The organism is Paenibacillus sp. J22FR83, assembly GCF_059691955.1.
On record NZ_JCAUAM010000008.1, the window covers coordinates 16,246 to 38,761 of the forward strand.

At 49.6% G+C, this 22,516-nt stretch carries 19 protein-coding genes; 13 read left to right on the forward strand and 6 right to left on the reverse strand.

Features of this window, described 5'->3' with window-relative positions; all coding sequences use genetic code 11:
- Positions 1-40: 40 nt before the first annotated feature.
- Complete coding sequence (locus tag AC58PV_RS15515) at positions 41-841, forward strand: thermonuclease family protein (protein ID WP_497433128.1); 801 nt, start codon at positions 41-43, stop codon at positions 839-841.
- A 343-nt stretch (positions 842-1,184) separates the two neighbouring features.
- Here the strand turns inward: AC58PV_RS15515 and AC58PV_RS15520 are convergent, their stop codons facing one another.
- Both AC58PV_RS15520 and AC58PV_RS15525 read right to left on the reverse strand, forming a co-directional pair.
- Complete coding sequence (locus AC58PV_RS15520) at positions 1,185-2,456, reverse strand: MDR family MFS transporter (RefSeq protein WP_497433129.1); 1,272 nt, start codon at positions 2,454-2,456, stop codon at positions 1,185-1,187.
- 159 nt (positions 2,457-2,615) lie between these two features.
- Entirely contained in the window at positions 2,616-3,452 is an 837-nt protein-coding gene (locus AC58PV_RS15525) for a hypothetical protein (protein ID WP_497433130.1), read from the reverse strand.
- A 101-nt stretch (positions 3,453-3,553) separates the two neighbouring features.
- Between AC58PV_RS15525 and AC58PV_RS15530 the strand changes: the two genes are divergently transcribed.
- The 7 genes from AC58PV_RS15530 to AC58PV_RS15560 all read left to right on the forward strand — a co-directional run bounded on the left by AC58PV_RS15530 (position 3,554) and on the right by AC58PV_RS15560 (position 12,557).
- Positions 3,554-4,228: a response regulator transcription factor gene (locus AC58PV_RS15530; protein ID WP_497433131.1), complete on the forward strand. Its 675-nt coding sequence runs from the start codon at positions 3,554-3,556 to the stop codon at positions 4,226-4,228.
- Complete coding sequence (locus tag AC58PV_RS15535; protein ID WP_497433132.1) at positions 4,218-5,603, forward strand: sensor histidine kinase; 1,386 nt, start codon at positions 4,218-4,220, stop codon at positions 5,601-5,603. The genes AC58PV_RS15530 and AC58PV_RS15535 overlap by 11 nt, the downstream gene beginning before the upstream one ends.
- Positions 5,604-5,777: 174 nt before the next feature.
- On the forward strand, positions 5,778-6,830 hold the full coding sequence (locus tag AC58PV_RS15540; protein WP_497433133.1) for an NAD(P)/FAD-dependent oxidoreductase: 1,053 nt from the start codon (positions 5,778-5,780) through the stop codon (positions 6,828-6,830).
- A 153-nt stretch (positions 6,831-6,983) separates the two neighbouring features.
- The gene (locus AC58PV_RS15545; protein ID WP_497433134.1) at positions 6,984-7,475 is read left to right on the forward strand and encodes a CcdC protein domain-containing protein; all 492 of its coding nucleotides are present in this window, start codon (positions 6,984-6,986) and stop codon (positions 7,473-7,475) included.
- Between the two features lie 776 nt (positions 7,476-8,251).
- On the forward strand, positions 8,252-9,229 hold the full coding sequence (locus AC58PV_RS15550; RefSeq protein ID WP_497433135.1) for an ornithine cyclodeaminase family protein: 978 nt from the start codon (positions 8,252-8,254) through the stop codon (positions 9,227-9,229).
- A 12-nt stretch (positions 9,230-9,241) separates the two neighbouring features.
- Positions 9,242-10,402, forward strand: a complete 1,161-nt coding sequence (locus tag AC58PV_RS15555; protein ID WP_497433136.1) for a dipeptidase — start codon at positions 9,242-9,244, stop codon at positions 10,400-10,402.
- Between the two features lie 13 nt (positions 10,403-10,415).
- Entirely contained in the window at positions 10,416-12,557 is a 2,142-nt protein-coding gene (locus AC58PV_RS15560) for a CocE/NonD family hydrolase (RefSeq protein WP_497433137.1), read from the forward strand.
- A gap of 47 nt (positions 12,558-12,604) precedes the next feature.
- On the opposite strand, the gene AC58PV_RS15565 is transcribed toward AC58PV_RS15560, so the two are convergent.
- The 4 genes from AC58PV_RS15565 to AC58PV_RS15580 form a co-directional block, all read right to left on the reverse strand.
- Complete coding sequence (locus AC58PV_RS15565) at positions 12,605-13,006, reverse strand: toxin-antitoxin system TumE family protein (protein ID WP_497433138.1); 402 nt, start codon at positions 13,004-13,006, stop codon at positions 12,605-12,607.
- Positions 12,981-13,667 (reverse strand): helix-turn-helix domain-containing protein, encoded by a 687-nt coding sequence (locus AC58PV_RS15570; RefSeq protein ID WP_497433139.1) that lies wholly within the window; start codon positions 13,665-13,667, stop codon positions 12,981-12,983. The genes AC58PV_RS15565 and AC58PV_RS15570 overlap by 26 nt, the downstream gene beginning before the upstream one ends.
- Positions 13,668-13,780: 113 nt before the next feature.
- Positions 13,781-14,431 (reverse strand): transmembrane-type terpene cyclase, encoded by a 651-nt coding sequence (locus AC58PV_RS15575; RefSeq protein WP_497433140.1) that lies wholly within the window; start codon positions 14,429-14,431, stop codon positions 13,781-13,783.
- 487 nt (positions 14,432-14,918) lie between these two features.
- Positions 14,919-15,059: a hypothetical protein gene (locus tag AC58PV_RS15580; RefSeq protein WP_497433141.1), complete on the reverse strand. Its 141-nt coding sequence runs from the start codon at positions 15,057-15,059 to the stop codon at positions 14,919-14,921.
- 186 nt (positions 15,060-15,245) lie between these two features.
- On the opposite strand from AC58PV_RS15580, the gene AC58PV_RS15585 reads away from it, so the two are divergent.
- The 5 genes from AC58PV_RS15585 (at position 15,246) to AC58PV_RS15605 (ending at position 22,386) form a co-directional block, all read left to right on the forward strand.
- Complete coding sequence (locus AC58PV_RS15585) at positions 15,246-16,985, forward strand: methyl-accepting chemotaxis protein (protein WP_497433142.1); 1,740 nt, start codon at positions 15,246-15,248, stop codon at positions 16,983-16,985.
- Between the two features lie 138 nt (positions 16,986-17,123).
- Positions 17,124-17,882, forward strand: coding sequence for a GTP pyrophosphokinase (locus AC58PV_RS15590; RefSeq protein WP_068661638.1), 759 nt, complete (start codon positions 17,124-17,126; stop codon positions 17,880-17,882).
- A gap of 79 nt (positions 17,883-17,961) precedes the next feature.
- The gene (locus tag AC58PV_RS15595) at positions 17,962-18,186 is read left to right on the forward strand and encodes a DNA-binding protein (protein ID WP_497433143.1); all 225 of its coding nucleotides are present in this window, start codon (positions 17,962-17,964) and stop codon (positions 18,184-18,186) included.
- A 4-nt stretch (positions 18,187-18,190) separates the two neighbouring features.
- Positions 18,191-18,625, forward strand: a complete 435-nt coding sequence (locus AC58PV_RS15600) for a DUF6526 family protein (RefSeq protein WP_497433144.1) — start codon at positions 18,191-18,193, stop codon at positions 18,623-18,625.
- A gap of 152 nt (positions 18,626-18,777) precedes the next feature.
- Complete coding sequence (locus AC58PV_RS15605; protein WP_497433145.1) at positions 18,778-22,386, forward strand: Npt1/Npt2 family nucleotide transporter; 3,609 nt, start codon at positions 18,778-18,780, stop codon at positions 22,384-22,386.
- The last annotated feature ends 130 nt before the right edge of the window (positions 22,387-22,516 follow it).

Consider the following 22,516-nt stretch of genomic DNA (forward strand, 5'->3'; position numbering starts at 1 on the left):
ATAGACAGATAGAAACAGTCATCATTGGAGGATTTCATACATGATAAACGCAAAAAGAATGATCATGGCTGCCGGACTCAGCCTACTTATGTTGCTGGCAACGGCTTGCACTTCCGAGGGAGAGAGCAGTCCTGTTGCTACAGCAGGCAGCAAGGCTACAGCCTCAGCTACTGCAGGATCAGCGTCATCGACGAAGGAGAACGGCAAGCGCATTCCTGCTAAGGTAGTCCGCGTCGTTGATGGCGACACGATGAAAGTATCTTTTGCTGATGGCGGCCAAGTCAAAGAAGAGACGATCCGTCTCCTCCTCGTGGACACGCCAGAGAGCGTAGACCCGGAGAAGCCGGTTCAGCCTTTTGCGCTGGATGCGTCCAACTATGCCAAAACGATGCTCACGGGCAAAGACGTCCAACTGGAATTGGATGTGTCGGAGCGGGATAAGTATGGCCGTTTATTATGCTATCTCTATATTGGAGATCAGATGTTCAACGAGCTCCTGCTTGAGAATGGGTATGCCAGAGTTGCTTATATTTATCCACCGAACGTGAAATATGTGGATCAGTTCAGGGCGATTCAGAAGGTAGCCCAACAGAAAGGTGTGAACATCTGGAGCGTAGAAAATTATGCGCAAGAGGATGGGTATCATGAGAGTGTAGTGAAGGGTGGCGCAACGTCATCGCCGAAGCCGACGACAACAACTTCGACATTCAAACCTTCGGTGATATACAACTCCTGCAAGGAGGCCAACGCAGCGGGCGCGTATAATATCAAGCGAGGTGAGCCTGGCTACAGTGCAAAGCTGGACGGAGACGGAGATGGCGTAGCTTGCGAGCGTAAATGATTGCGGGATGTGCAGAGGCGCACTCCTCCTCCATGCCACATGGTTTAGATGGATTTTCTCCATCTATTTTCCGCTTTTTTTGCAATTTGAGAGGAATAGATGGATTTTCTCCATTTAAATTTATCGATTCCGCGGGAAAAGTGAGATTGGAGCGAAAATAACGGTATGTTTTCCAGTTAAAGTTAATTTATATAGGAAAACATTGGAATTAACTACATATCTTCCAGCTATTTGTTAAAGAAGACCTAATGCGCAGTTCCTAGCGCCGTCGCAGCCATCTATAAACATGCACATGTTGAAGAAAAAGCACCCTCACGGGTGCTTTTTCCAACTTCCAAGCCTACTACTGCACAGCAGTTTGCTTGTCATACTGATTAAACATCATGTTGTAGATAGCTGCTGACAATACAGCCAGCGCGGCCAACAAGATGAACGTCCAAGTAAAGCCGATCCACGAGCTGATCGGGATAGATAGCGGAGCTATAGTACGCCCGAGCGTATAGCGAAGGCTAGAAGCGGCAAAATACTGGCCGCGAATATGATCCGGCGCCAATCGGGATACGAAGGCTTGCTGGGGGCCTGCGGACATGAGCTCGGCAAGCGTGAAGACGGCTATCGCGATGGTGAGTCCCCAAAAGGTAGACATCTGGCAGAACAATACCATGCCCAGCGCATAGAAAAGCGAGCCGCCGATGAACACGTAGCGATCGCGATACATCAGCATCCATTTGGTCACGATGACCGTGAATATGGCGACGAATAGACCGTTCTCAGAGACGATTAAGCCGAACAGTTGCTTTCCCGTGAGCTGGAGATTCCAGTCATTGTGGGAGAAGATCGTCGTGAGTGGCATTGTTTCTTCCAAGAAGACGGGAAAAAGCAAATCCAACTGCATGAAGGTCTGGGATAGCAGCACGCCAGCGATGACGAACAGCAGGAAGACACGGTCGGTGGCGATGACTTTGTAGTCGCGCAGCTGTACGGCGATGGCATGGTACCAAGGGGCGTCCCCCTGCGCACGATGGCGATCCGCGAGCTGCTTCGGCAATGTTTCGTGTAAGCGTCGTGACATCATGAGCGCGAGTAGCACACAAACCACAGCCGCCGCGGCCAGCACGAGATACGGATTGTCCTTGTAGAGGAGTGAACCGAGTAAAGGTCCTACCACGACGGCCATGTTAGCGGTTGTATAAAAGATAGCGAACACGCTCGAACGATGCTCCTCATCCACGACATCCGCCACCATAGCTTGGCTGGCTGGCCAATACAACGATCCGCAAAAGCTAGCGAAGCTGAAGCCGATGAAGCTCATAACAGGCAGGGCCAGCCATGGAGAAGCGGCTAGTGCGAAGATGCCATAACCGACCGCTTGTCCCAAAGCGGCGATCACCATCATTCTTTTGCGCCCGAACCGATCTGCGCTGTAACCGCCGAGTAGATTGCCGAACACAGAAAGCGCCTGCGACAAGACAAGAAGAAGGCCTGTCCAGCCTTTACCGAACGAATTGGCGAAGTAGATGGATAAGAACGGAAAGAATGCCCAAAAAATTACGTTAAAAGCGGTTTCTCCGCCGAGGCGGATTTTAAGATTAATGTCCCAATCTTTCATCTTCATGATTTAATTTACCTCTGGTTAATTTAAGTATCTCCCTATGATACTACCATTCTCCGATTGGAAACAAGGCAGGCATGAGAATCGAATGGTTCCAGTTGTTCCAAATATTAACGGGAAAAGGAGCTCGCCACAGATGATCTGTGACAAGCTCCTTTTTAATTAATCGAGGGTAATCGAGGAGATGCTGCCATTCGTCTTAAAATCTTGCGTATTCGTCACTACCGCTTTAGCGGTTACAGTGCCAGTAGGACCCGTGATGGTAACTGTCGGCGTGGAGGAATAGCCAGCTCCCGGGTTCGTAATCGTAACACCAGTCACTACGCCATCGGTGACGATGGCTGTTGCGGTTGCGGGGGTCTTTTGCCAAGTTGCTGTTCGATTCCCGTTGTAACGGTAGAAATTAGATACCTCATCCAGACGCTCGTTGGTGATGCCGTAAGGCGCAAGTACCTTCATTAAAGCGGCTTTGTTCCGTTGCGCGAGCTCATGACTCGGTTGGCTGTCTAAACCAGATGGCGTCACACCGCTAAAAGCTTCCCGAAACACTTCGGTAGGGACACCGAGAGCGGCGGCAATCAGTACAACGGGCCGTCCTTTGTCCCGAGGATCTGTGTTGAGACCTCCTGTAATCACAACGGAGTAGGTGGAAGGATTCGTAACTTCGCTGCTTGTTTCGCCATTAGCAGCGGGCGAGCTGGCAGGTGACCTTGGCGGTTGACCTTGTTCAGGGCAATCGATACCGTCGTGGTTGGAACCAGGAGCCGAGCCGCCTTGCCCTCCTTGACCGCCTGCCCTTGGCTTCGGTTTGGCCGGCTTTTCCTTCGGTACAGATGTTGGGGACGGCGCGTCGGTTGCAGCGAATACTTGGCTGCTGCTTGTGCTTAATGCAATAACGCCACTGCCTGCTAATACAACGGATAATGCGCTTGCTAGGATAATTTTCATTTTGATTTTCATGGGGATCTTCCCTTCGTTTTCGTAGATTTGATGTTCCATGTGACCTATCTTACCCCCACTTGGTGAAATTACGGTGAAAGCCTGAAGGCGATAGATTATACTAAAAAGTAATAGAGGGAACGAGTGAAGGTGGCGGATAGATGAAGCTGTTATTAGCGGAAGATGACGTGAAATTAGGAGAGCTAACAACGTATATGTTGAAAAAAAAGACCGGCTGCAGCGTCGATTGGGTGCAGACGGGAAATGATGCCTTCGACTATGCCGCAGCCTCTAGTTATGATGTGGTCATTCTTGATTGGATGATGCCTGATGGCGATGGTCGTGACACGTGTGCCAGGCTGCGCCAGGCCGGATATCGGGGAGCTATTCTGATGCTGACAGCCAAGGACGGCCTGCGAGATCGCGTAGAAGGGTTGGACGCGGGAGCGGATGATTACTTGGTGAAGCCTTTTGAAATGGACGAGCTGCTGGCCCGCTTACGGGCGCTGATGCGCAGAAGCTTCGTTCCTTTGCAAGACGACATTGTGCGAATGGGAGAGTTGGAATTGCAGCGAACGAATCAGATGGTTCGGCAGGGTGGACAAGAGATCCAGCTGTCTCCGCGTGAGTTTCAGATTTTGGACTTGCTGCTGCAGAACAAGGGGCGGACGCTTACGCGTGAGGTTATTTTGGATAAAGTATGGGGCTTGGATGCCGATGTAAATTTGAAATCAATCGATGCCATCATCAAATTAATTCGTAAGAAGCTAGAGTCTTCCGATGCACGGGAGCTCATTCAGAGCGTGAGAGGCGTAGGGTACAAAATTGAAGCGTAACAAGAGCTGGCTGAACAAACGCTTGTCTGAAGGGAATTTATTTGACCAGACGCGCCATAAACTTACGCTGCAATACAGTGGCGTGCTGATGATCTTTCTCGGGTTATTCGTCGTGATTGTTTATGCCTTGCTATACGTGTTCATCTGGAGCGACCAACGGTCCCATTTGAACGAGTTAACGAATAGTGAATTGCAGGTTTTGCAGAAATGGGTGGATGAAGACACGAATCCCAAGCGTCAACCACCGCGCGCAGTGGAGGATGCCTTCTCGCTTAGCACGGATCAATCGTTCTATTACCTCATTTCCGATATAGGGAATGTGCAGTTAGGGGATGAGACGCAGCCGGAATTGCGAGAACAGATGATGGCTTTAATTGCAAAAGGGCAGTTCAAGGGGGCGCGGACGCAGCAAACGACCTTACAGACGTTCGATCAACCCTCCGTGGATGTCCAAGGTCGGCCGCAGCATGGAGCGGATGCCCGGTTTCTAGTGACCAACCGGGAGCTCAAGAAGAACGGACAGTTGATCGGCACCTTGTATGTGGGGAAGGAGGTTACCTTCCAGCATCAGCTTTTTCGCTTATTGCTCATTCTGATGCTCAGCATGGCGCTGCTCTTCTTGGTACTCGCGCTATGGTTCAGTCATCGAATGGCCCGCCGAGCGATCATTCCGATTGCGAAGGCGTACGAGCGGCAACGTGAGTTCGTCGCCGATGCTTCGCATGAGCTGCGCACGCCGCTCAGCGTCATGCTCACCTCGATCGAGGCGCTGCAGCTAGACGCGGACGTAAGTAATCCTTTCACGAATAACGTGCTGAAAGGGATGAAAGATGAGGTCAACGCCATCACGAGGCTGACCAGCGAGCTGTTGCAGCTGGCTCGGTCGGATGCGGACGAGTTCGTGCTGGAGCGTTCCAGCTTTCAGGTGAAAGCCGCTGCCGAAAGCGTCATAGCGAAGCTGCTGCCCGCAGCGCAGGCCAAAGGGATGGTACTGAAGCTGCATGTCCCTGGCGAACTGACCGTGGAGTGGGACCGAGATAAATTGACGCAATTGCTGGTCATTCTCATCGATAATGCGATTAAATATACGCTAGATGGTGGAGATGTGAATGTCATGCTTGCGGATAAAGTTGAAAAAGGAGCCCGTTATCTCACGTTTGAGGTGAGGGATAACGGAATGGGGATTGCGCCGGAGGCGATTCCGCGTGTGTTTGATCGGTTTTACCGGCAGGATAAGGCACGCACCCGGCAGGATGGCGGTCATGGGCTTGGACTAGCCATCGCCAAAAACCTTGTGGATGCGGCGCAAGGGACGATCCATGTCGAGAGTCAGCAGGGGGTAGGCAGCACATTTCGTGTGCGGATCCCTGTGTAAGATGGAACGCTTAGACACATTATGTGTCTGGGCGTTTTTCTCATCTTAGGGGGGAAGTAACCACGCTCCAGCTGTTGTTCACCATTTTTTCAGTTGATTAAATCGCCAAAACGCAGTATCATTCATTAATAATGATTCTCAATCGCAATTGGTGACTTAAGGAGTGAGTTGAGCATGGAGCAGAACGAATTGTTTGATGTAACAGTTATTGGCGGAGGACCAGCGGGTCTGTACTCGGCTTTCTATAGTGGACTTCGGGAAATGAAGACCAAAATCATTGAATTTCAACCGCATCTCGGCGGCAAAATACATGTATATCCTGAAAAAATGATCTGGGACGTAGGCGGCGTGACCCCAACCCCAGGCGCGAAGCTGATTAATCAGCTGGTTGAGCAAGGACTGACGTTCAGCCCTGAGGTGGTATTGAATGAGAAAGTGGAAGCTTTGGCTAAAAACGAAGACGATATCTTCGTCCTGCGCACGACATCAGGTCAGCTGCACTACTCCAAAACCGTGATCGTCGCTGTCGGCTCCGGCATTCTTAACCCGAAAAAGCTGGAAATCGAAGGCGCAGAGCGCTACGAAGTTTCGAATTTGAGCTATACGGTGAAGTCGCTTGAGCGCTTCAAGAACAAAACGGTCGTCATTTCCGGTGGCGGCAACTCGGCAGTGGATTGGGCGAATGAGCTGGAGCCTTTCGCGAAACAGGTGATTCTGAGCTATCGCAAAGACCAGCTGACAGGGCACGAAGCCCAAGTGAAGCAGCTCCAGAATAGCTCTGTGGCATGCTTTTTAAACACCTCCATTACCAAACTGTTTGCTTCTGGCGAGGACGCGTCCATTGAACGTGTGGAGCTAACGAATCATGAAACCGGTGAAGTAACCGCATTCCACGTGGATGAAGTCGTAATTAACCATGGTTATGATCGCGACACGACCCTGCTGGAGAATAGTGAAATCGAGATTGAGCGAGCGGAGAACTACTATATCGCGGGTAATGCGAACAGTGAGTCCTCTGTGCCAGGGCTCTATGCAGCTGGGGACATTCTTCATCATCCAGGCAAAGTACATCTGATCGCGGGAGCCTTCCAAGACGCGGCAAATGCGGTGAACAAGGCAAAGCAGTACATTCAGCCTACAGCCGAGAGTTATGGGATGGTTTCTTCGCATAATCAAGCTTTTAAAAAGCGCAATAAAGAGCTAGTGAAGCAAATGTTCCAATCGTAATCTGGATAAGCTACATAGATCCCGTCTATATGAGCACCCCTGCGGGGTGCTTTTTTGCCATCCAGAAGTGTTGTCGGTCTTAAGACGGAGGTAAAACCCGAGGAGTAACCTTATAATTTCTGTAGAACATGTCATTGAAAGGAGTACTACGAAATGAATGCTGAAACGCTCATCGGTTATGGCATCGGTGCTGTTGTTATTATTTTAGTTATTTGGTTAAGAACGCGAGGAAAAGCAAAGCCAATTCGGAATAAAGGAAGAGGCATGCTCATTCCCGTTTTCCTGCTGCTCATTGTGTTTGGGCTTAGTATTAACTCACTGACGCATGTACCGGATCATCCTTTTCATATACCGGCTATATGGGAGTTGTTGTGTGCAGGTGTGCTCGGCGTGGCGTTGGGCAGTATCATGCTCTACCATACGGGATACGAGAAGCGGGAGGACGGATTGGTTTATTCGAAACCTAACCCCAACTTCAAGTATGTGATTATCGCCGTCATTGCGGTCCGATTGATATTATCTCAGTATTTCAAAGGGTTGGATCCCTCCGAATTCGCTGTGTTAACGATGGTCATGGCGTATTTGTACATTTGCGTGTGGCGGATCGGCAGCTTCTTCAAATATCGCAAAGTGAGTGCCAGCTAGCACAGATAATTGGATTGAAAAGCATCCTTTGGGGTGCTTTTTTGCGTGGGGGATTATGGTTTGGGGAAAAGGTAGCTTTCAGGGGCCTCCAGGGGCAAATAAATGGATTTTATACAGTTATATTTCAGTTTTTTCCGTTGTAACGCACAATAGATGGAAAATATACAGTTAATTCCTTGTATTTAGTCAAAATGGACGAGAATAAATAATTTTAACTACATATTTTCCAGTTAAATCGAGATTTCGGAGGAAATCTTCGAAAATAGATGGAGTTTTTCCAGTTAATTGAGTAGGGGACAGCGACGATGGTAGCAAAAGTGGTGTGAGTAACAAGGTGGCAAGGGTGACAAAGGATAGTGGGAGTAGGAGAACAGTAAGGGTAACAAAGGAGAGCGAAAGTAGGAGAACTGTAGGAGTAGGAGGACAGGAAGGGTAAGAAAGGATAGCGGGAGTAGGAGAACAGTAGGATTAGGAAAGGACAGCAGGAGTAGGAGGACAGTAAGAAGTAACAAAGGTAGCAAAAAAGTAGCAAGACAGTAAGCGTAGTTAGAGTCATGAGAGTAGTAGGAGTAGCAAGATAGTAAGAGTGGCAATTGCACCAGTAGCCCTATCAAGGAGCACTATTAGTAGCATCATCAACAAACAGCACCTGTAGCACTACGATCAGCATCACCACCAATAGCACCACCCGCCCCACCACCCGCCCCCACAAGTTTCCCCCGCGGCCCCCGACTTTGCTATAATAAAACGAACTACATAGAAGCAGGTGATTTCCCATGCTAGTAATCAAATCAACTGAAGTGCAGGAGCTGCTTGGGATGCAAGCTTGCATCGAGATCATGGAAGCGGTCCTCGCTGATTTGGTGAATGGACAGGCTGTACAAGCACTGCGTTCCGTTGTTCCGCTGCATGGCGGCAATGTGATGGGGCTAATGCCGACGTATTTGAAAAGAGATGAGAAGGTTGGCGCCAAGGTCATTACCGTTTTCCCCGGTAATCATGGAAAAGGCTTCCCTTCGCATCAAGGCTTTGTCTCATTGTTCAATTCGACCAACGGTCAATTGGAGGCGATTGTGGATGGCACCCGCATCACCGCCATCCGCACTGCAGCGGTCAGCGCAGCAGCAACGAAGTTGCTGGCTAAGCCCGAGGCCGCGACCCTTGCCGTGATCGGCACGGGCGAGCAAGCCCGCACGCACATCGAAGCGATGCTCCTCGTGCGCCCGATCACGCAGATCAAGGTATGGGGGCCGAACCCGGCCCATGCCGAGAAATTAAAGGCCGAGACGGCAAGCCGGTATCCGGCTGTCCTCGTCTCGTGTGCCTCCTCCGCGCAGGCGGCGGTCGCGGATGCAGATATCATCTGCACGGTGACGGCGTCGACGACGCCGATCGTGCAGGGGGCCTGGATCCAAGCAGGCGCGCACGTGAACGCCGTCGGCGCCTGCCGCGCCAAGGACCGCGAGCTCGACACCGAGCTGGTGCGCCGGGCTGAGCTGTTCGTGGACCGCACAGAGTCCGCTGTGAACGAAGCGGGTGACTACCTGATCCCTCTGCAGGAGGGAGCCATTAGTAAAGATCACATTTTAGCTGAAATAGGTGAGCTGTTGGTAGGTGCCAAAGAGGGAAGACGCTCTGCCACGTCCATCACGCTGTTCAAATCATTAGGACTTGCTTGCGAAGACCTCGCAGCAGCGCATTACATCTACAAAGAAGCGATTCGCACACACAAAGGAACCCACATTGACTTCTAGGAGTGAACAACGATGAACGCGACAGAGGGACTATATCCCTTTAACCTTACACCCGAGCAAGAAGAACGCGCACGAGAGCTGCATGAGAGCTCGATTATTATTGATCTTTTGTTCCAAGGGCCGTTGTCCCCAAAGGCAATTCCGGATGCCGTGTCGGAGAGCATTAGGGAGGCGTGCGAGCCTCACCGTGAAGATCCATGGACATACAGCGCGATGCCAAGCAAAATCATTCACGACATGGCGGCCCGCGGAGAGATCTCCGAGTTCAAAGACGAATGGTACCGCTCCGGCATCACGGCAGGTAATCGGCAGCTGGACGTATCGAGTATAGACAAGATTCTCATTAGCATGGGGGATATTCAGCGTCAATTTGATAGCAACGACTGGCTTGTGAAAGCAGTGACAGCAGACCAGATTCGCGCGGCGAAGGCGAGCGGCCTCAAAGCAGGAATCGTTACGGCTCAAGAAACCGATGGTTTAGGCAAAAATCTAGAGCTGCTCGAGGCGCTGTACAATTTTGGGCTGAGAGTGCTGCAGTTGACGTATAACAATCAGAATTATATTGCTTCCGGCTGTGCGGAAGAGGCGAATGGCGGCGTGAGCAAGTTCGGTATGCGTTTTATTAGCAAAATGAATGAGCTGGGCATCCTCGTCGATACGAGCCACTGCGGCAAACAAACGACGCTAGACGCGTGCCGGCTTTCTACGGCGCCAGTGATTGCTTCGCACACCGGTGTGGAGAACATCTACCCGCATATGCGCTGCAAAAGCGATGAAGAATTCAAGGCCATCGCCGCAACGGGCGGCGTGATTGGTGTTTTTGCGATGCCGTGGTTCGTCCACGGGGATCCGAATGATACGACGATTGAGCATGTGCTCGATCATATGGATTATCTCGTCCGACTGGTCGGCGTGGACCATGTCGGAATTGGCACGGACTGGCCGATGAGTGATGTGGCGTGGTCTTTGGTTTATTTTAAAGAGCACATTGCGCCTCGCATCGGGTTCGCCAAAGGGGATGGACCCTCGACGGAAACGGTGAAGGGGCTTGAGAAATATAGCTATTTTATCAATTTTACCCGTGGTTTGGTGGCAAGGGGCTACTCGGATGAGGATGTCCGTAAAATGATGGGCGAGAACTGGCTGCGCGTATTTGAAGCGGTGTGCGGATAGGAGGATGGCGGAGATGAATACGGGGACGACGGTGTACAAGCTGTATGCGGCTGGCGTGTATGAAGGAATGATTCGTTTTACAGATAGTGGGATTATGCATGCCAAGGTCGATTCACGTCGGCGGACGCAGTTGCAGGAGAATGTGCTGTCTGACACGGCGGGCTACATCCTTCCTTTGCAAAAAATTAAGGGGAATCAGTCCCACTATGCAGCAGCGGTGTGGCAGGGCGACTCCGTTACGCTGGGAAATGGTGAGCGGTATCAGAAGCATATCCAATACACGGGCGAAGTGGCGGGTAGAGAGGTTGTTTCACAGGTATGGGCTCTGCGTAAGGATACCGCGCTAGATATCGTGACTGTGGATGGCTGCGTGGTGGCATTCGTGGCACCGAACCGCTATGGCATGGAAGTGCTGGTCGTGGAGGGTTATGAGGCTGTGACCCCCTTGGTGGAATATGCAGACGCGTTACTTTCAGCTCCACGGTACGGAGTCAATGACCTCGGAACGGACTTGGTCCCGATGCGCGATGGCGTTCGTTTGGCGACGGACGTGTATTTGCCTGAGGGCGTAGCGCCAGGCGCGAAGCTGCCGACGATTCTGATCCGCACGTGCTATGATCGCAATCTGCGGAAGACGTTCTTCATGCGGTGGGCGAACAAAGGTTACGCCGTCGTCAATCAGGACGTTCGCGGGCGCGCCGATTCGGAAGGGGAGCTCGTGCCGTTCTTCTACGAGCGCGACGATAGTGCGGATACGATCGATTGGATCGTCGCGCAGGATTGGTCCGACGGTAACGTCGGCATGTGGGGCGCGTCGTACTTAGGGTATGTGGTTACCGCTGCTTCGACTAGCGGGCACCCGAACTTGAAGGCCGTCGTGAACGAAGTGAACGTCGGTTCGCCGTTCGTGGATACGGTGCGCAAGGGCGGCACCGTGTGTTCCTGGCCTTTGCTCTGCTGGACATTGGCGCAGTCGGTGGGGACGAGGACGGATTTTGATATTTTCGGGGGGCGAACGGTCAGCCCCGAGAAGGCTGTCGATGCACGGCCGATTCGCGAGATCCCGCAGCAGATGATCGGGAGGGCATCCGGTCCTTGGGATATGTGGAGTGATCATCCGGAGTATGATGATTTCTGGCGTGATTGCACGTACAGCTTGCGTGGAGATCAAGTGAAAGCGCCGATGTTCGTCATCTCCGGTTGGTATGATGGCGACAGTGCAGGCGTGTCGGAGACATGGCGAATGCTCACCAAGCACGATGTGCCGAACCGCAAAATCTGGCTTGGACCCTGGGAACACGGCCCGAATCGCGCGCGTGATCTGCTCGGCACCAGCTTCGGCAACGATGCCGTTGTGTATAACTACGATGTGAATGTGCTGCGCTGGTTTGATCGGTTTTTGAAAGGCATCGCCAATGGCATCGACCAAGAGCCACGGGCTCGTTATTATGTGGTCGGCACCAACGAGTGGCGCGTGTCCGAGGACTGGACGCCGAGCGAGGCGAAGGCGACGAAGTGGTTTCTGGGCAGCGACGGGCGAGCGAATTCCAGCCTTGGCGATGGCGTGCTGACGCTAGGCTCTGGGGCTGTGGTACGTGATGACGTGCCATACGGGGGGAGTGAGTCGGATTCGTACGTGTATAATCCGGAGGAGCCAGTCGCGGACAGCGGGGAGCGCGAGCCGGAGAACATGCGGCGGCATGAGCTGCGCAGCGATATCCTCGTGTACACGAGCGAGGTGCTGGCGGAGGCTGTGACCGTGGCAGGCGAGCTGTCGTGCGAGCTGTACGCATCAAGCAGCGGCGTGGACACGGATTGGGTTGTGACCTTGAGTGATGTGGACCCGAAGGGGAACTCCATCAAGCTGTCGAACTACATCGTGCGCGCGAAGTACCGTGGCGGCTTGGACGCACCGGAGCTGCTGACGCCAGATCAGATCGAGAAGTACGATATTTTCATGCAAAATATCGCACATACCTTCGCGGTCGGGCATCGCTTGCGCTTTACCGTGACCTCCTCCAGTAAGATGATCGCGTTCCCGAACACGAACACCGGCTTGAATCCGTATGAGGATCCACAGCCAATTGTGGTGACGCAGAGGATCTATCACTCGGAGGCGTATCCGAGCCATGTGAAGCTGCCGATTTTGGCGTAGGGAAGTTAATGGTAAATGAAAAGACACCTCGGTGAGGTGTCTTTTTCTTAAGTCTTGAGAGTATGTTGTCTTAGTCGAATAAACTCTAAAATCTGAGTAAGTTCACGAAAATAGGTATTAGGCCCTCGATAGGTATCATTTTGGATATGAAATGGGTCATGAACGGTAATGTGAGCTGGAGTCCCATCTGCATGATAGTGTGCATGGAACTTCATTATTAGTTGTTGATTCTCTGCATACCAATCATACCAATATAATTCAATTTCAGTTCTAGTCTCCTCCAGAAATTCGATGCAGTACATTTTTGAAAAATCATGAAAAACAATGGTTTTACGAATCGTTCTAGCATCGCTTGCAAGCCCCTGTGCACCATTTCGAATTTCCTGAATAATGTCTGCAAAGTTTTTCTCAATAAAAATAAAGTTACTCTTTGGAATTTCTAAACTCAAGTGTTTGCCTCCTTAGCAAGTGTTTCCATACTTGAGCGTCTGTCTCTTCTTCCGGAGTAAGTTCATTTTGAGTGCCGAGCGTCGCTTCATATTCACCATTATATTTTTGCTCAAACATTGCGATTTGGCGTGTATAGTAGCTTAAATTGTCCTCATGCTGATGTTGTTCACGTTCTAGTTCTAACTCTTGCTGTTCCCACATTTTAATTACATCAATGACTCTGAGCTTATTCCCCGTAGTTGTAACGTATAGGGTATCACCGGGAATACGATTATGCTTGTGGTCACCTGCACGCTCAATTCCCTCGAATCGCCCTTGATCTAACCAATTATGTATGGAAACAACGGAAACTCCGAAATATTTTGAAAGTTCCTTTATGCTATAATCCTTAGTCGGCTCTGTCACTACCTGTTTGTGATTATAAGCCTGTGTCAGAGCATGCTGTAATAAGTTTGAAAATTGTTCTTTAAACACTTCTGTATTCTCAAATATGGACTCATCTAACGATTGCACAAGAGTAGCATTGTTCTGGACAGAGTGTGCTAGGACTTTAAACAGTAGAACACTATTGTCATAACTATTATCGAGAAGCTCAACTACGATTTCTTGTGCGTTCTTGCTAAATAAGTTTTTTTCCGCATAGGTTATCGGCATTAACATCACCCCATACCTCCATATTAATGCTTTGAGCTATGTTTTTCAATTAATTTAAACTAAATTTAAAGTATTTTAAAGTTGTTAGTTATTATTATTCAAAATGGTTGAGTTTAAACCTATGTGTGCATATTTAAGCTGGAAACCCGCCGAGCGGCCAAGACAGCTCGTTGAACAATCCCAATATAAACGATATCCGCCACTGTCACTAATACACACAGGATCATAAGTAAAAAAGAATCCGGATACAGCGAGTAGCAGAGTATAGATGCGCACAAGGTGCCAATCATTTTGTAATAAGCGATGTAGATGCTCTGGCCTTTGAGTCCTTGTGTAAAAGGCAGCTTGATAAACAAAATCGACATCATCAGATTGATGCCAAAGGCTGTGTATTTCCCCTCTTGATCATGGAACTCGACAACCATGCCGACATGGAGCAGCAGCGAAATGACAAGTAATGAGAAGATGGCAGGCAGGAGCTGGTGTGGGGGGAACTGCTTTTTGGCAAAGTAGACACCTTGGAACAGAATCACGCAGTCGAGTAGAAACCAGACCAGTGAAATTATCATTTGCAACGGGTGAAATGGCATCACGAACGCAAACAGAAACTCCCAAGTAATATTTGCGCAAATAGCTGGCAACGGCATACCGCAGGCGCGATCTTTGAAACCTTGAATAATGATGAGGACATAGGTGACCGTCCAGAAAATAGCTAGTCCATATTGCAGGAAGAGCTCCGTTTGATTAGATAGCAAGTGCTGCATCGCCATAGTGGGGAAGCACATCCTTCCGAGGGTTCTCTTTCTACTTCTATGTACAACCGTGTAAAAAAAGAAGAGGTATCTTGTCTTCTCTTACAAAAAGGTAGATAGGGAACGGAAGAAGTGTGCGCCAGGAGTGTGGTGGTCTAGGAAGCGAGAGTATGATGACGCGGATATGGAGTTTTGAAAGAGGGAGGCGTGGGAGTGCCGAGAGCGATAAGGTGAGAGGAGCTGAGTAGGAAGGGGGAATGGTGATTATAGGAAGATGAAGGCGGTATTTAGTTGAATAGGATTGTTGCAGTTTTTGTGTGATAGAGGGGGTGAATTGTGCAATAGATGTAAAAAATACATCTAATTTACGCGATTTTAGCTCCAAATAGAAAATAAATGGAAAATATGTAGTTAATAGCACTCATATTCACCAATTGAAGTGAATTGCTCAAATTTAGCTGTAGAAAATCCAGTTATTCTTTCAGATCGGTTAATTTCGGTGAAATTAACTGTATTTTTTACAGTTAAACGTCTGGATCGCCCAGCCGCCGCAGCCTAATCGTCGCTCCCCGCCATCTGCTCTCGTAGCGTTGTGCCAACTCCCGCTCTGAACGTCCTGCCCGCGCACACCGCTCCGCATCGTCACGCTCTTCTGGCCGCCGCCATCCATCCCCCCAGCCTCTTTGAACATTTTGTGACCAGAGATAGATAAATGTTAGCCGAACTCATGCGGAGTTAATAGTTTCTATTGAATTCTCTTTACATTTTGCCGATATGATAGGCTTGGGATTAGAGAGATAGTTACAATAAATTGAAATGTCGGAGGATTTAGATGCAAGCGAAGACTAGATTAGCAGAGTGGATGAGACATACGCAAGTCAAAATGAAATTGAAGCAAAAATTGATTGGTTCTTTTGCAATTGTGCTGCTGTTTATGGCTATTTTGGGCCTTACCGATATGGTAAGGATGAAAAATATGAAGCAGGATATGACGGAGATTGCTCAGAACTGGATGGCCGGGACGCAGCTCATACAAGAATTCAGCTACTTGACGGAACATATTGCGAAGGACCTAGTAGGTGTTCACAATCAGATGGATGCTTCAGTGAAGCTGGAGTTAGCGCGTGATATTCAAGCAACGATGAGCAAGGGAGATAAGGCGATAGCGAGCTACGGCAAGACCTTAGCGAATGAAGAAGATGAGAAGAATTACAACATGATTCTAGAACAATGGGGTAATCTACAAAGCAACTATCTCAAGTACAGTAAGGCAACGGATCAGATTGAATTGATTAGGCTCTATGATGAGCTAACACAAAGCTATAATTTTGTACAAACGATATGTCGCAAAATGGTTGCTTTCAACCAGCAAGGCGCAGATGATAGTGTGGAAAAGAATGCAGTGGCGTATCGCAGCAGTATCGTAAGCGGGATTAGTCTGCTGATTCTCGCCGTACTGATATCCGTTGCCATTACATGGGTGATTGTCCGGAACATTACCAGACCCGTTATTGCCGCCTCTCGTGTGCTGGATCGTTTGGCCGAAGGGGATCTGACGGTTGCGGAACTGCATTTCAATCATAAAGACGAGATCGGCGTCCTTGTCACAGCGGTGAACGGCATGACGCGTCAAATGCGCGAGGTCATGGGCCGTATGCAGGAATCCTCCAGCGCGGTGGCTTCTTCCTCGGAGCAATTGTATGCCAGCTCGGAGCAAAACAGCGAAGCCTCCCAGCATGTCGCTGTGGATATTCAAACGATTGCTACGGAAGCGGAAGCACAACGCTTGAACGCACAAGAGTGCGCCCGCGCCATGGATGAGATCGCTATAGGCGTGCAGCGCATTGCGGAGACGACGTCTGACGTGTCCTCGCTATCGATCAACGCATCGGAACAGGCGCGAAACGGGCAAGCCGACGTTCACCATGTGACGATGAGCATGAACGCCTTGAGCGGTGCGGTAACGCAGGCGAACCAAACGATTCAACAATTGGCGGAGCATTCGCAGAATATCGGGAAAGTCTCGCAAATGATCGGTGAGATCGCAACCCAGACGAATCTTTTGGCCCTGAATGCGGCGATTGAAGCTGCGCGTGCGGGTGAAGCGGGCAAAGGCTTCGCGGTTGTCGCAGAAGAGGTTCGCAAGCTTGCTACGCAAACAGGGGAATCGGTTGGCGCAATCCGAAGTGTGGTCACTTCCATCCAGAGGGATACACAAGAGGCGGTCAAAGCGATGGATGCGGGACTTGCTGAGGTGCATAAAGGGCTCGAATCTGTCGATCGTACGGAGCAAAGCTTCCAAGCGATTGTTCGTTCTGCGGAAGAGGTCACTTTCAAAATACAAGAAACAGCAGCGGCAGCGCAGCAGATGGCCGCAAGTTCGCAACAGGTTGCCGCAACTGTCACCAATATGGAGCATGTAGCGAAGATTACCTCGGAGCTGTCGCAGAGTGTGGCTGGAGCTACTGAAGAACAACTGGCTTCTTCCCAAGAAGTAACGTCATCTTCTCAGATGCTCGCTTCCATAGCCCAAGATTTACAAGATGTAATCAATACGTATAAAATGAACTAATATACATATAACGGACACTTAAGACACCTTAACGGTGTCTTTTCTCATCGCTGCATTTGCGTAGAGCGATCTCCATGATTTAAACTAGCAAGGAATGGGCCAAATAACCATGACCAAAGGATGGAATTCCGTATGAATATGATCACGAATCAGTTTTCAATGAATGATCTGAAGAAGTTTAAGCACGAAATTACACGCTTTATGATGACCTACAAGTTTGCTCTGGATGAAATGGAAACCAGAATTGATATTCTCGTTCAAGAATTCGAGATGCTGCACGAATATAACCCGATTGAACATACGAAGTCTCGGTTGAAATCGCCGGAAGGTATTTTCCAAAAGCTGATGAGAAAAGGCGGAGAGCTCTCTTTCGAAGGCATTAAGGGCAGCGTGAAGGACATTGCCGGTCTGCGAATCACATGCTCGTTCGTGTCCGATATTTACGTCATTTCTAAGATGCTTAGGAATCAGAACGACCTTCATATTTTGAGCGAAAAAGACTATATCAAAAATCCGAAGCCCAATGGCTACCAAAGCTTACATTTGCTCATTGAAGTGCCTGTACATATGTCTGACCGCGAAGAGCGCGTCTGTATGGAAGTACAAATTCGTACGATTGCCATGGACTGTTGGGCGAGTTTGGAGCATAAAATATTCTATAAATTTAATGAAGGCAACCAAGCCGTACCTGCTCGTCTCTTAGAAGAATTAAAGCAAGCAGCAAATTCAGCGGCGGCACTCGATTCACAGATGGAACGGCTGCACGCTGAAATCAGTGTGATTAAGGAAGAGCAGGCGGATATGGCCGAAGATGCCTTGAATCAAATCATGATCAGCAATCAGAAATTTGCGTTACCGAAAGCGCTGCTAGCGCTCATGAGTGATGAGGAGTCCTAAGTGGCAGATGAAGGTAATTGGGTGATGCAGGTGTTTTCGTGCTATAATTGAAGGATCGGATTGAGAAGGGTGCGAAAACATGCAATCATTTGAAGACTGGAATCAAAAGGCGAAGACAACGTTCAACGCGACTAGCAATGAAGCAGTGCTCACGGTAATGGAAGCGGGCAAAATCTTAGGTTTATCGAAAGATCAGATGAAGCAATATGTGGACAAGAACAATTTAACCAAAGTACCAATCATGCGAAGTGTGCACCGTTACCTTTTATTAGAGAGTGAGATTACTGAGATTGTGGGGAAATAAGTAGATGAAGGTTCAAAATTATGTCAATCATCGACGTATGCATCCGTTGTTTCACTATCTGTTTTCATTGTTGGCACTTGGCTTAGTGGTTCTATCTATCTTGGAACTGATTAGCGCTATACAGGCTGACAATCAGGTACTGCCAGCGGTTATGTTTGTCCTCATTGCTATTATTGTAGTTGTGATTTTTCTGTTGATCCGTTCCTACCCTATCAAAGCGCAGGATCGGGCGATTCGAGCGGAAGAGAACCTTCGGCACTTCGTGCTGACACAGGAGTTGCTAGATAAGAAGTTGACGATCGGGCAAATTACAGCTTTACGTTTTGCATCGGATGAAGAATTTCCTGCACTTTGTAAGAAGGCAGCAGCGGAGCGGATGACGCCAGATGCGATTAAGAAAGCAGTTCGCAGCTGGAGAGGCGACAATTTTCGAATATAAAATTATCATAAAGAAGAAGACACATCCGTGGATGTTGTCTTTTTTTGTGTTTTCCTGCGTTTTTCGTTGAAAATATAGTTATTTTTTCCTAGGACTTCTGATACAATTTTAGATGAGAATGATGATCGTTTAATTTAAGAATGAGGTGTCGCGTGAGTAGCTCGATTAGTAAGACCTATCGTTCCTTTTTGGATAAAATAACAGAGGATAAGAAGGAATACAGAAAAGTATTTCTGTTATTTGCCTATTTATTCTTCGTAGTTTCAGCATCAACCATCGGACGAACAGCGGCGGATACGCTCTTCTTGAGTCGGTTCGACAATTCCTACTTATCCTTGATGTACTTGCCGCAGGCACTCGTCATGATTACGGCAGGTATCGTGTTCCAGCGGTTCTCGCCCAAAGTACGCTTAGAAACGCTCCTCAAGCTGATGATTCCACTGATCTCCACTTTCGTGCTGATCTCTAGATTCGGTGTAGGGCTTGAATTGCGATGGGTGTTTCCTGTCATCTATATCGGATACGATGTGTTCAACTTCCTAATGATCGTCTGCTTCTGGCAGTTCGCAACATCGGTCATGGACCAACGGAAAGCGAAGCAAATGATCGGTCTCGTAGGCAGCGGGGGGATTACGGGCGGGATTCTGAGCGGTTTCGGACTGAAAGTGCTAGTTCCGCTCGTTGGAACGGCGAATTTAATCTATGTGTACGCAGGGCTGCAATTACTCGGCCTTGTCGCTGTGTTTGTCATCTTGGGCATGACCAAAGATCAGGGGGATTCGAAGCCTGCGCAGGCACGCAAAGCCTCATCGAAGTCGTCCGTCCAGCCCAAAGGGGGACTTTTTGCGAACGTACCGCATCTCAAGTATGTCGCCATCTTGGCAGCTGCGCTCGTTGTGTCGCTAACCCTCATCGATTATCAATTCAAAGTCATCCTGCGTGGCACCTTGCAAAACGAAGCACTAGCCGGCTTCATGGGAAGCTTCTACGGCTTCTCGGGGTTGATTGCCCTCTGTGTGCAATTGTTCGTGTCAGGTCGGGTCATTACAAGGTTCGGTGTAATGACAGCGCTATTAATTTTCCCAATTGCACTCTTCGCGGGAAGTCTTGGGATTCTCGTATTGCCTATCCTTGCTATGGCCGTTGTAGTCAAAGGAAGCGATAAAGTCGTTGGGGACACGATCTACTCCTCCGTGAGTCAATTAGTGATGTTCCCCGTTCCTCCCGAATGGCGGAATAAAGCGAAAGGCTTCTTGGACGGAATTGTTCGTAATGGTGCCAAAGGACTTGCCGCCATCTGCCTTCTCCTCGTTACACGATTCGTAGCCCCTGAGAAGCTAAGTTATATCGTGTTAGTTTTGCTCGTTGTGGGGATTATTGCAGGCATTAAGGTAAAGAAAGCATACTTAACGACGCTCTTGTCCAATCTCAAAACAGGTGGCGACGACCTGCAAAAGGTCGAGCTTAACCTCATGGATTCCGTAACTCGGCAAATCTTGATCGATGCGTTGAATGGCGCGGACAAGGGGCAAGCGTTGTACGCGTTTGGCCTTTTGAAGGAGACAAGTTCATTTGATCTTACGCCGCATTTGGACGGTTTATTGCGTCATCCCATACCCGAAGTTCGCTTAGAGGCATTGGCGTATGTGGAGATGAAGGTGCCAGAAGGTTTTGAACCTGTGTTGCAGGAACTGATCGCCTCTCCGCATGTACAAGTTAAAGCCAAGGCGATTATTGCCCTCTCAGCTTATGCGGAAGAAGATTATGTTGATGAGATTACTGTGCATTTGGAAGACGATTCTGTCGAAGTTCAAGCAGCAACGATTGCGGGTCTAGTCAAATATTATGGCATTGAAGGCATGTTCCGTGCGGTTGGGAAGCTGAAAGAGATGATGGAGAGCGGGCACGAAGAGGAACGGATCGCCATGGCCGCGTTATTCGGACAAATCCGGGTGAAAAACTTCTACAAGCCGCTCATCTCCCTTTTGCAGGATAATTCTCCGTTGGTTCGAATTCGGGCTTTGGAGTCGGCAGCGATTCTGCACGTTCCTCCATTACTTGTACCGATTATTGGCATGCTCAAAGATAGCAAAACCCGGCGCTACGCCATAGACGCCCTCGCGGCATACGACGAAGATGACGTGCTGCCACAGCTGGCACCTTACTTGGAGCAACAGGAAATCAGCTTGTATTTGCCTGCTGTGTTTGAACGTATCGGGACACAACAATCGATGGACATGTTGTTTGCTTGCTATGAGAAGGCACCTTACGCCTTGCGTGACCGTATTCTAGAGTCATTGCAACGCATGAATAAGCATTTGCCGCAACCAGATAGCCGTAAGGTGGAGGCCTATATCTTCCAGGAGCTTGCGCTCTATGCGCAGTTCGCTGAGCATGGTGCCTGCATTGTTGGCGTAGAAGAGTATACAGAAGTAGAGAAGATGATCGGTGAAATTCGTACAGCCATTACACGGCGTGTGTTTCTATTATTGGCGCTTCTAAAAGATGGGCAAACCATGCAGGCCGTGTATCTGGACTGGTGGGAAGGGGACTCGCGTCAGCAGGCCAATGCCGAAGAGGTCATTGATCAGACGCTTCAAGGGACTTTGCGTACAGAGATGGCCAAATTTATGGCAGGTTCCCGCAAACTTTCCAAGGTAGCCGCAAGCAAGGTGGAGCTGAATCTGCATTTGAGCTGGCTAGCTGAGCAAGGTGACGAATGGCTGACTCAAACGATCCAGTACCATATCCTGCGGAAGTCGGATACGGTGATGAATGCTGAGCTTGCAGATCTCATGCATCGCGTACATTTGCTTCGTCGTGTTTCGCTATTTCAAGGTCTTACGAGCAGAGACTTATCTGTTATTGCCAAACGCCTGCATCAGTTAACTGTTGAACAAGGCAGTACGATTATTAGAGAAGGCGATCCAGGCGATTCCCTTATGCTCGTAGATGAGGGCAGAGCTGGCGTATATCGCAACAAGCAGCTCCTCGGAGAGCTCAATCTCGGTGATTGCTTCGGTGAGATGGCGATTCTGACGAACAGTGCGCGTACAGCAACGATTAAAGCAGAAGAAAACATGGTGCTATGGCGCCTGGACTCGTCCGTATTCTACGATATGATGTTCGATCAAACGAGCATTGCTGTTGAAATGATGAAGCTGCTTTCGCGCAGACTGCGCTCGGAGCTTGCGCGGGGTCAGGGAAAAGGCCAAGCTCCCGCGGTGGAGCAAGGCGAAGAGTTAGTGGAAGATCAGGGGCATGCTCTGGTGGAAGGGAATGAAGCAGCTCAGGCGGAGGCTGCTGCAGCGGCAGTGCAGGAGCCGCAAGCTGTAACGGAGCTGACGAGGGATGAAGTGATTTTACGGCGGATCCTCGTCTTGCAGAAGATCGACCTGTTTGCCCACTTGGGCCCGAATGACTTCATGTGGTTAGCCCAAATGGTCGAGGAAGCTGCCTATGAGCCTGGCGAAGCAATCTGCCGTGCAGGAGACTTCGGAGATACGATGTATGGCATCATCGAAGGGAGCATCCGCGTTCACCGTGGCAGCGAGGAGTATGCGCTGCTCGGCGAAGGCGCATTCTTCGGCGAAATGGCCATCATCGACAGCGGCCCGCGTTCCGCGGATTGCACAGCAAAGGAACCAACCGTGCTGCTTCAGCTGCACCGTGACCTCGTGCTGAGCTTCTGCTTCCAGAACATCGATGTGCTGCGCAGCATGATGCGCGTCATTGCGGATCGCTTGCGTGGCATGATCTAGCAGGATGGTCCGTAATTGATGCCAGAAAGCAGGGTACGGGTGAGTGGTAAGCGAATAACTGGATTTTCTGCAGCTATTTTAAGCGAAATTGAGGTGTTTTACCGAATAACTGGATTTTCTCCCGTTATTT